The organism is Frateuria sp. YIM B11624, from assembly GCF_049727805.1.
Taxonomy (GTDB): Bacteria; Pseudomonadota; Gammaproteobacteria; order Xanthomonadales; family Rhodanobacteraceae; genus Frateuria_A.
In genome coordinates this window covers 127021-134825 of the sequence record NZ_JBCNYA010000008.1, presented here as the reverse complement: position 1 = coordinate 134825, position 7805 = coordinate 127021, and the positions used below count along the sequence as shown (strand labels likewise).

The following is a 7805-nucleotide window of genomic DNA, read 5'->3' as shown; positions in this document are numbered from 1 at the left end:
CGTTGACCAGTTGAAGCCGCAGGGTGGGCTTGAGCCCACCGCGATCCCGTATCAGGGCGCTGGTGGGCTGAAGCCCACCCACGACGGCGTTCGGTTATTGCGCCCGCACACCCCGGGCACGATCGGGCTACGCTAGCCCGGTCATCCAGGGGAGCCCACCATGAAGCCACGCCTCGCCATCCGCCCCACCCTGCTGGCCCTGCTGCTCGCCGCCAGCGCCGCCCTGCCCGCCACCGGCGCGCCGCAGGCGAAGTACCCGAACTATCCCAGCGAAACGCCGGCGCAGTTCAAGCCCGCCACCGCGAGCTTCGACTACGTGCGGCGCGAAGTGATGATCCCGATGCGCGACGGCGTGAAGCTGCACACGGTGATCCTGGTTCCGAAAGGAGCCAGGCACGCCGGCATCCTGCTCACCCGCACGCCCTACGATGCCGATGCGTTGACCAGCCACACCATGAGCGGCCACCTGGCGCCGATGCTGCAGGGCTACGACAACGCCACCGACGTGATCGTCGAGGACGGCTACATCCGCGTGGTGCAGGACGTGCGTGGCAAGTACGGTTCCGAGGGCGACTACGTGATGAACCGCCCCGTGCACGGCCCGCTCAACCCGACCCCGGTGGACGATGCGACGGATACGTACGACACCATCGACTGGCTGGTGAAGAACATTCCCGAGTCCAACGGCAAGGTCGGCACGCTGGGCATCTCCTACGACGGCTTCGAGCCGCTGATGGCGTTGGTCAACCCGCACCCGGCGCTGAAGGTGTCGGTGCCGATGAACCCGATGGTCGACGGCTGGATGGGCGACGACTGGTTCCACCACGGCGCCTTTCGCCAACAGAACATGAGCTACATCTACGAGCAGGTCGCCACCCGCGACAATTCCACCAAGTGGTGGACGAACTACCACGACGAGTACGACCTGTTCATGCACTACGGCTCGGCCGGTGCGCTGGGCGACGCCTACGGCATGACGCAGCTGGGCTTCTGGAACAAGGTGCTGGCGCATCCGGCCTATGACGCGTTCTGGTCGGAACAGGCGGTGGACAAGCTGCTGGCACAGCTGCCGCTGAAGGTGCCGGTGATGCTGGTGCACAGCCTGTGGGACCAGGAGGACATCTACGGCGCGCCGGCGGTATACCGCGCGATCAAGCCCAAGGACGGCAGCGGCCAGATGGTCAAGCTGGTGATGGGCCCCTGGCACCACGGCCAGGAGATCGACGAGGGCAGCTCGCTGGGCGCGATCCGCTTCGGCAGCGACACCGCCAAGTACTTCCGCGAGCACATCCTGCGCCCGTTCCTTGCGCAATACCTCAAGGACGGCGCACCGAAAGCGGACCTGGCCCCGGTCACGGCCTTCCAGACCGGCACCAACCAGTGGCAGCGGCTGCAGCGTTGGCCGCTGGCGTGCGGGAACGGCTGCCCGAACGCCAGCCGCGCGCTGTACCTGGAGCCGGGTCGCAAGCTAGGCTTCGCGGCGCCCGCGGGCGGCGCTGCCTACGACGAGTACGTGTCCGATCCCACGCACCCGGTGCCGTTCCGCGCGCGCCCGATCCAGCCGATCGGCTACGACAACGGCATGACCTGGTCGCAGTGGCTGGTCGATGACCAGCGCGAGGCGTCCGGCCGCACCGACGTGCTGACCTATGTCTCCGAGCCGCTGACCGCGCCGCTCATCATCGCCGGTGCGCCCGAAGTGCATCTGGTCGCCTCCACCAGCGGCACCGACAGCGACTGGGTGGTCAAGCTGATCGACGTCTATCCCGACCAGGTGGCCGAGCAGCCGGAGATGGGCGGCTACCAACTGGCGGTGGCGATGGACATCTTCCGCGGCCGCTACCGCACCGGCTTCGACAAGCCGGCGCCGCTGGCCGCCAACCAGCCGCTCGACTACCGCTTCAATCTGCCCAACGCCAACCACGTGTTCCTGCCGGGCCACCGGCTGATGGTGCAGGTGCAGTCGAGCTGGTTCCCGCTGTACGACCGCAACCCGCAGACCTTCGTGCCGAACATCTTCAAGGCGAAGCCGGCCGATTACGTGAAGGCGACCCAGCGCGTCTACCACGCGCCGGGCAAGGCGAGCTACATCGCGCTGCCGATCGTCAGTCGCTGACGTCCACCTTCCTCCGCCGCGCGGCGGAAAGGTCGCGGATCGAAGGCTGCCGCCCGGCGGGCGTCAGCCTTCCGCGGCTGCGACCACCTGTTCCCGGCCGCGATAGAAGCGGTGATGCGCCAGCTCGAGCAGCGCCTCGTCCTCGTGCGTGTCGCCGTAGGCATAGACGCGGTCGTAGCCGGCCAGGTCGTACGCCGCGCGTACGCGGCGCGCCTTTTCCGCGCCCACGCATTGCGCGCCCCGGTAGCGTCCGGTGAGGCGGCCATCGCGATGTTCCAGCGTGGAACAGACCAGTGCCAGGCCATGCGCGCGGCACCAGGGTGCGAGGTAGGCGTCCAGCCCACCGGAAACGACCGCGACGGTATCGCCGCCGCGCTGGTGCCAGCGGATGCGTTTCATCGCCTCCGGACGCAGCAGCGCCGGCAAGGCCGTTGCCGCGAACGTCTCGCCACGCGCCTGCAACAGCCCGAGCGGCACGCCGGCAAAGCCGACCCGCACGACCGCCGTGCGCACGGCGACGCCGGACACCAGGCCCAGCCTGTAGCCGATGACGCAAGGCGCGAGCAGCAGCCTGCCCCACGCCTGCCGGCGCGGCGGCACCGCGTGAACCATGAAGTCCGCCATGGTCTCGCGGGTGGTGATCGTTCCGTCGAAGTCGAACAGGGCAAGGTTCGCCATGCATCCGGTTCCCTGGAAGTCCGCGGATTCTAGCCGCCCGCCGGTCCGCCGGCAGGCGCTGGCCGGATCAGCGTGGCGGCTTGCGGTCCGCCGGCAGCACCGCCTCGGCGGCCACCTCGATCATCAGCCCGGGGCGGAACAGCGCGTCGACCTTCACCAGCGTGCTGGTGGCCGGCGCATCGGCGGGCAGGTAGTGCGACCGGACCTCGCGCAGCACGCCCAACTGGCCAAGGTCGGTGACGTACATGTCCGTGCGCACCACGTCCCTGAAATCGAGCCCCGCGCTGTCGAGCGCGATGCGCAGGTTCTCGAATACCTGCACGCACTGGGCGCGAAAGTCGCCTGCCCCGACCAGCTTGCCTGCCCGATCCATCGCCACCTGGCCGGAAATCGATACCATCCGTCCGGCGGGCGCGACCACGACATGCGAATAGCCATGGGCGGGCGGCAGCCCGGCGGGATTGATCGCCTGCGGCGTTTCACGGGCCTGCACGGCCGTGCCAAGGGCCAGCCCCGCGAGGGCCAGCAACGCTGCCCGCCTGCGCACGGCACGGCGAGCGGATAGACGTCCGTTCATGGGTGTTCCCGCTGGGTGGAGGAGACCGAACCTTAGCAAGAGCGTGGCCGCCCTGTGGGCGGGGCTTCCCCGCCGCGCCCGCTCGGTGTAGAACCTTCGCATCGTTGCCAACCGAACGACTGCCGCATGAGCGACACGAGCTTCCTGATCCGCCTGGCCGAGGACGACGACGATTTCATCCTGGGGCTGGTGCCGCGCTTCGTGGATTTCCCGCTGCCGCCCTGGCGCAAGCGGCACGAATGCATCGAGGGCATCCGCAAGGACCTGCTGCACCACCTGGAAGACGGCACGGCGAACGATTTCCTGTTCGTGGCCGAAGACGAGGACGGCACCGTCGCCGGCTTCATCGAGCTGCAGAAGACGCAGGACTTCTTCACCGGCCGCACCAACTGCCATATCAACAACGTGGCAGTGGCGCCGGCCTACGAAGGCCGCGGCGTGGGCAAGGCGCTGATGGAACATGCCGAGGCATGGGCGCGCGAGCACCGTTGCGCGCTGGTCACGCTGGCGGTATTTCCCGGCAACGAGCGCGCCCGCGCGATCTACGAAGCCGCCGGCTACGGCATCGACCTGCTGCGCATGGTCAAGCCGGTGCGCTGACAGCGCAGGATCCGGATGGCCGCCACGCGCTGGCGGCCACAGCATGGCGGCTCTCCCCATCACCCGAGCCGAACCATGTACCGCTGGCTGCTGCCGCTCACCCTCGCCATGCTGCCCACCGGCCCGGCGCGCGCCGACTGCGAACTGCTTTACGCACCACCCGAGATCCGCGCCCGGCTGCTGGCGTTCCACCACGCCAACGAGCTTCGGCGGGCGCAGGCGCAGGCCGATCGCGAAGCTTCCGGAACACGTCCGGGGCCAGCCGGGCCGTCGTGCGAAGGCGCGGGACGGCCTAGAAGCTGCGGCCGTCCACCGGCACCCGCTGGAGGCCGGCCAGGTCCACGCCCTCCAGGCAGCGCACGTTGATCGCCGCCATCGCCTTGCCGTCCGGCGCGCTGCCCAGGCCGAACGGCGCGCAGCCGCAGGTCGGGCAGAAGCGGTGCTCGATGGCGTGCTTGTTGAAGGTGTAGGTGGCCATGTCCTGCTCGGGCGTGGCCAGCGTCAGTTGCTCGCGCGGCACGAACCACAGCAGGTAGCCCTTGCGGCTGCAGTGCGAGCAGTTGCAGTCGATCGCCTTGTCCAGCTCGCCCTCGACGTCGTAGGCGATGCGGCCGCAATGGCAGCTGCCGTGATAGCGCATGCGTGGATTTCCCGTTCGTGGCAGGGAATCCATTGGAACACAGGCACCGGTCCCACGTAGGGTGGGCTTCAGCCCACCGCTCGATACGCGCATGGCGCGCTGAAGCCCTCCTATGTGGATCGCCGGCGATCCGGATGCAGGTAGCGGCCGGCCAGCGCGGGCATCACCAGCAGGTTGAGCACGGTAGAGGTGAGCAGGCCACCGAGAATCACGATCGCCATCGGCCCCTCCACTTCGCGGCCCGGCTCGCCGCTGCCGATCGCCAGCGGCAACAGGCCCAGCGCGGTGACCAGCGCGGTCATCAGGATCGGCGTCAGCCGCTCGCGCGCGCCGCGCAGCACCGCATAGCGGTTCCAGTGCGCGCCCTCGGCGGTGACCAGATGCTCGTAGTGGGCGATCAAGAGGATGGTGTTGCGCGCGGCGATACCGAACAGCGTGACGAAACCCACCAGCGCGCCGATCGACAGCACGCCGCCGGCGAGCGCCGCCGCGATCACGCCGCCGACCAGCGCGAACGGTACGTTGGCCAGGATCAACGCCACGCTGCGGCGGTCGGGGAAGCTGAGCAGCAACAGCGCAACGATGCCGGCCGCCGCCAGCGCGCTATGCAGCAGCAGCGCGTGCCGTGCCTGTATCGCGCCCTGGGCGGCGCCGCCGAATTCCACGTAGTAGCCGGCCGGCAGTTTGAGCTGCCGTTGCAGCGCCGCCCGCGCACGGGCCACGAAGCCGACCACGTCGGGATCGCTTGGCGTCACCGCCAGCACCAGACGGCGGCGCCCACCTTCGTGCTGGACGCTGGCGCGGCCCTTGACCAGGTCGACCTCGGCCACTTCCGACAGCGGCACGCTCTGTCCGTCGGCCGCCGGCAGCAGCAGCGCACCCACCGCCTCCGGATCGCGCGCGGCGGCGTTGTCCAGCGTGAGCCGGATCGCCACCGGCTGCACGCCGCGGTACACCTCGCCCACGATCACGCCCTGGTGCGCGGCGGCGATGGCGTCGAGCACCTCGGTCATGCGCAGGCCGCGCGCGGACAGCCGGTCAGGATCGGGGACGATGCGCATGGTCGGCACGCCGGGAGAACTGGCCAGCCGCACGCTGCCGGCGCCGTGCACGGTACGCACGATCACCTGCGCCTGCGCGGCCAGCGCGTCGAGCCGGTCGAGATCCTGGCCGTACAGGCTGAGCGTGACCGGCGCGGTTTCGCCGGAGAGCGATTCGCTGATCCGGTCGCCGAGGAAGGTCACCACTTCGGAACTGAGGCCCGGATAGCCGTCGAGCAGCTTGCGTAACGCCGCCTCGATGCGGATCTGCGCATCCGCGGCCAGGCCGGGCTTCAGCTCCACGTGCAGCTCGCCGCGGTTGGGCGGCCAGGTGTCCTGCACCGCCTCGGCACGGCCCATCTGCAGCGACACGCTGGCGACGCCCGGAATGGCCAGCACGCCACGGCTGATCCGTTCGCCGATGCGGTCCATTTCGGCGAGCGAGGCGCCCGAGGGTCCGGTCAGTTGCAGCACGAAATGGCCTTCGCGGAACTCCGGCAGCAACGAGGCGCCGAAGAACGGCAGCGCCGCGACCGCCAGCGCGCCGACGAGCAGCGCAGCCACAAGCAGCGCACGGCCGTGCGGCAGCGCGCGCTCGAGCAGGCGATGCTGCGCGAGCTTCATGCGCTTGAGCCAGCGCGGCTCGCGATGGCGTCGGCCCGGGCGCAGCAGCCACAGGCACAGCGCCGGCGTCACCGTCAGCGCGACCAGCAGCGAGGCGAAGGTCGCCAGCAGGAAGGCGCCGGCCAGCGGCGCGAAGAAGCTGCCCTGCAGGCCCGGCAGCAGCAGGATCGGCACGAACACCAGGCCGACCACCACGGTCGCCAGCACCACCGGCCGGCGTACTTCCAGCGAGGCGGCGAGGATGGTGTCGATGCGCGGCGTGCCATGGCCGGCCACGCGCAGGCGCCGGTCGATGTTCTCCACGTCGATGATCGCGTCGTCCACCACCACGCCCAGCGCCACCGCCAGGCCGCCCAGGGTCATCGTGTTGATGGTCCAGCCGAACCAGCGCAGCGAGAGCACCGCCAGCGCCAGCGACAACGGGATGCTGGCGAAGGAGATCAGCGCGGTGCGCCAGTCCTTCAGGAACAGCACCAGCACGATCAGCACCAGCGCCGCGCCGAAGGCCAATGCGTCGCGCATGTTGGACAGCGCCACCTCGACGAAGGTGGCCGGCCGGTGCAGCGCAGGCACCAGCGTCACGCCCTGCGCCGCGAGCATCGGCTTGAGGTCGTCCAGCGCCTTCTCCACCGCACGGGTGACTTCCAGCGTGTTGCTGCCGTACTGGCTGGTCATCGCGATGAGGATGCCGGGACGCGCGTCGATGCGCGCGTCGCCGAAGGCCGGCGTGGCGCCGACGCCGACGCTGGCGACGTCGGCCAGGGTGACGTTGCGGCCGGCATGGCGGGTCAGCACCGTGCGGCCGAGCTGCGCCGGATCGGTGAGGCCGCCGTCGGCCTCCAGCACCACGCGCTGGGCGGGCGTGTCGATGTAGCCGGCGCCGCGCACGCCGGTGGCGGCCGAGGCGGCCGCGCGCACGTCCTCCAGCGTGAGGCCGTAGGCGGCCAGCCGGTCCGGATGCACGCGCACCTGCCACTCGCGCACGCCGCCGCCGAACACGATGGCGTCGGCGACGCCCGGCACGGCGAGCAGGCGCGGCTTGACCGTCCAGTCGGCCAGGCCGCGCAGCGTGAGCGGGTCGAGCGTGTCGCTGACCAGGCCGAACTTGAGCAGATCCATGGTCGAGGAGGTCATCGGGCTCAGGGACGGCGCCTCCACGCCGGCCGGCAGCTTGGCCGCCGCCTCGGTCACGCGCTCGGCCAGCAACTGGCGGTCGCGGAACGGATCGCTGCCTTCCTTGAACACCACGTCGACCACCGCGAGGCCCTGGATCGACTGCGAGCGCACCGTCTCGACGTTGGTGGCGCCGTTGACCGCATCCTCGATCGGCTGGGTCACGCGCTGCTCGACCTGCAGCGCGGTGAAGCCCGGCGCCTCGACCTGCACGGTGGCCTGCGCCGGCACGAAGTCGGGAAACACGTCGTAGCGAGCGTCGATGAGCCGCTGCACGCCCAGTGCGAGCACCAGCACGGCCAGCAGCACGACCCAGCCGGGCGCGCGCAGCGCGCTGCGGATGATCGCCGCAAGCAC

6 protein-coding genes are annotated in these 7805 nt (G+C 70.2%); 2 read left to right on the top strand and 4 right to left on the bottom strand.

What is annotated here, in order from left to right:
* Positions 1-160: 160 nt before the first annotated feature.
* Entirely contained in the window at positions 161-2116 is a 1956-nt protein-coding gene (locus AAIL17_RS06160) for a CocE/NonD family hydrolase (RefSeq protein ID WP_424681945.1), read from the top strand.
* A gap of 63 nt (positions 2117-2179) precedes the next feature.
* Here the strand turns inward: AAIL17_RS06160 and AAIL17_RS06155 are convergent, their stop codons facing one another.
* Positions 2180-2794 (bottom strand): HAD family hydrolase, encoded by a 615-nt coding sequence (locus AAIL17_RS06155; protein WP_424681944.1) that lies wholly within the window; start codon positions 2792-2794, stop codon positions 2180-2182.
* Between the two features lie 67 nt (positions 2795-2861).
* The gene (locus tag AAIL17_RS06150) at positions 2862-3371 is read right to left on the bottom strand and encodes a RidA family protein (RefSeq protein WP_424681943.1); all 510 of its coding nucleotides are present in this window, start codon (positions 3369-3371) and stop codon (positions 2862-2864) included.
* Between the two features lie 126 nt (positions 3372-3497).
* Here AAIL17_RS06150 and AAIL17_RS06145 point away from each other — a divergent pair, with 126 nt between their 5' ends.
* Positions 3498-3971, top strand: a complete 474-nt coding sequence (locus AAIL17_RS06145) for a GNAT family N-acetyltransferase (RefSeq protein WP_424681942.1) — start codon at positions 3498-3500, stop codon at positions 3969-3971.
* A 292-nt stretch (positions 3972-4263) separates the two neighbouring features.
* Here AAIL17_RS06145 and AAIL17_RS06140 read toward each other — a convergent pair whose 3' ends face one another.
* Together AAIL17_RS06140 and AAIL17_RS06135 are read right to left on the bottom strand one after the other, a co-directional pair.
* Complete coding sequence (locus AAIL17_RS06140) at positions 4264-4611, bottom strand: GFA family protein (protein ID WP_424681941.1); 348 nt, start codon at positions 4609-4611, stop codon at positions 4264-4266.
* Positions 4612-4721: 110 nt separating this feature from the next.
* Positions 4722-7805: an efflux RND transporter permease subunit gene (locus tag AAIL17_RS06135; protein WP_424681940.1), complete on the bottom strand. Its 3084-nt coding sequence runs from the start codon at positions 7803-7805 to the stop codon at positions 4722-4724.

Coding starts and splice junctions, on each gene's coding strand:
- AAIL17_RS06155 (WP_424681944.1), bottom strand. CDS start 2,794: ATGGCGAACCTTGCCCTGTTCGACTTCGACGGAACGATCACCACCCGC.
- AAIL17_RS06150 (WP_424681943.1), bottom strand. CDS start 3,371: ATGAACGGACGTCTATCCGCTCGCCGTGCCGTGCGCAGGCGGGCAGCG.
- AAIL17_RS06160 (WP_424681945.1), top strand. CDS start 161: ATGAAGCCACGCCTCGCCATCCGCCCCACCCTGCTGGCCCTGCTGCTC.
- AAIL17_RS06140 (WP_424681941.1), bottom strand. CDS start 4,611: ATGCGCTATCACGGCAGCTGCCATTGCGGCCGCATCGCCTACGACGTC.
- AAIL17_RS06145 (WP_424681942.1), top strand. CDS start 3,498: ATGAGCGACACGAGCTTCCTGATCCGCCTGGCCGAGGACGACGACGAT.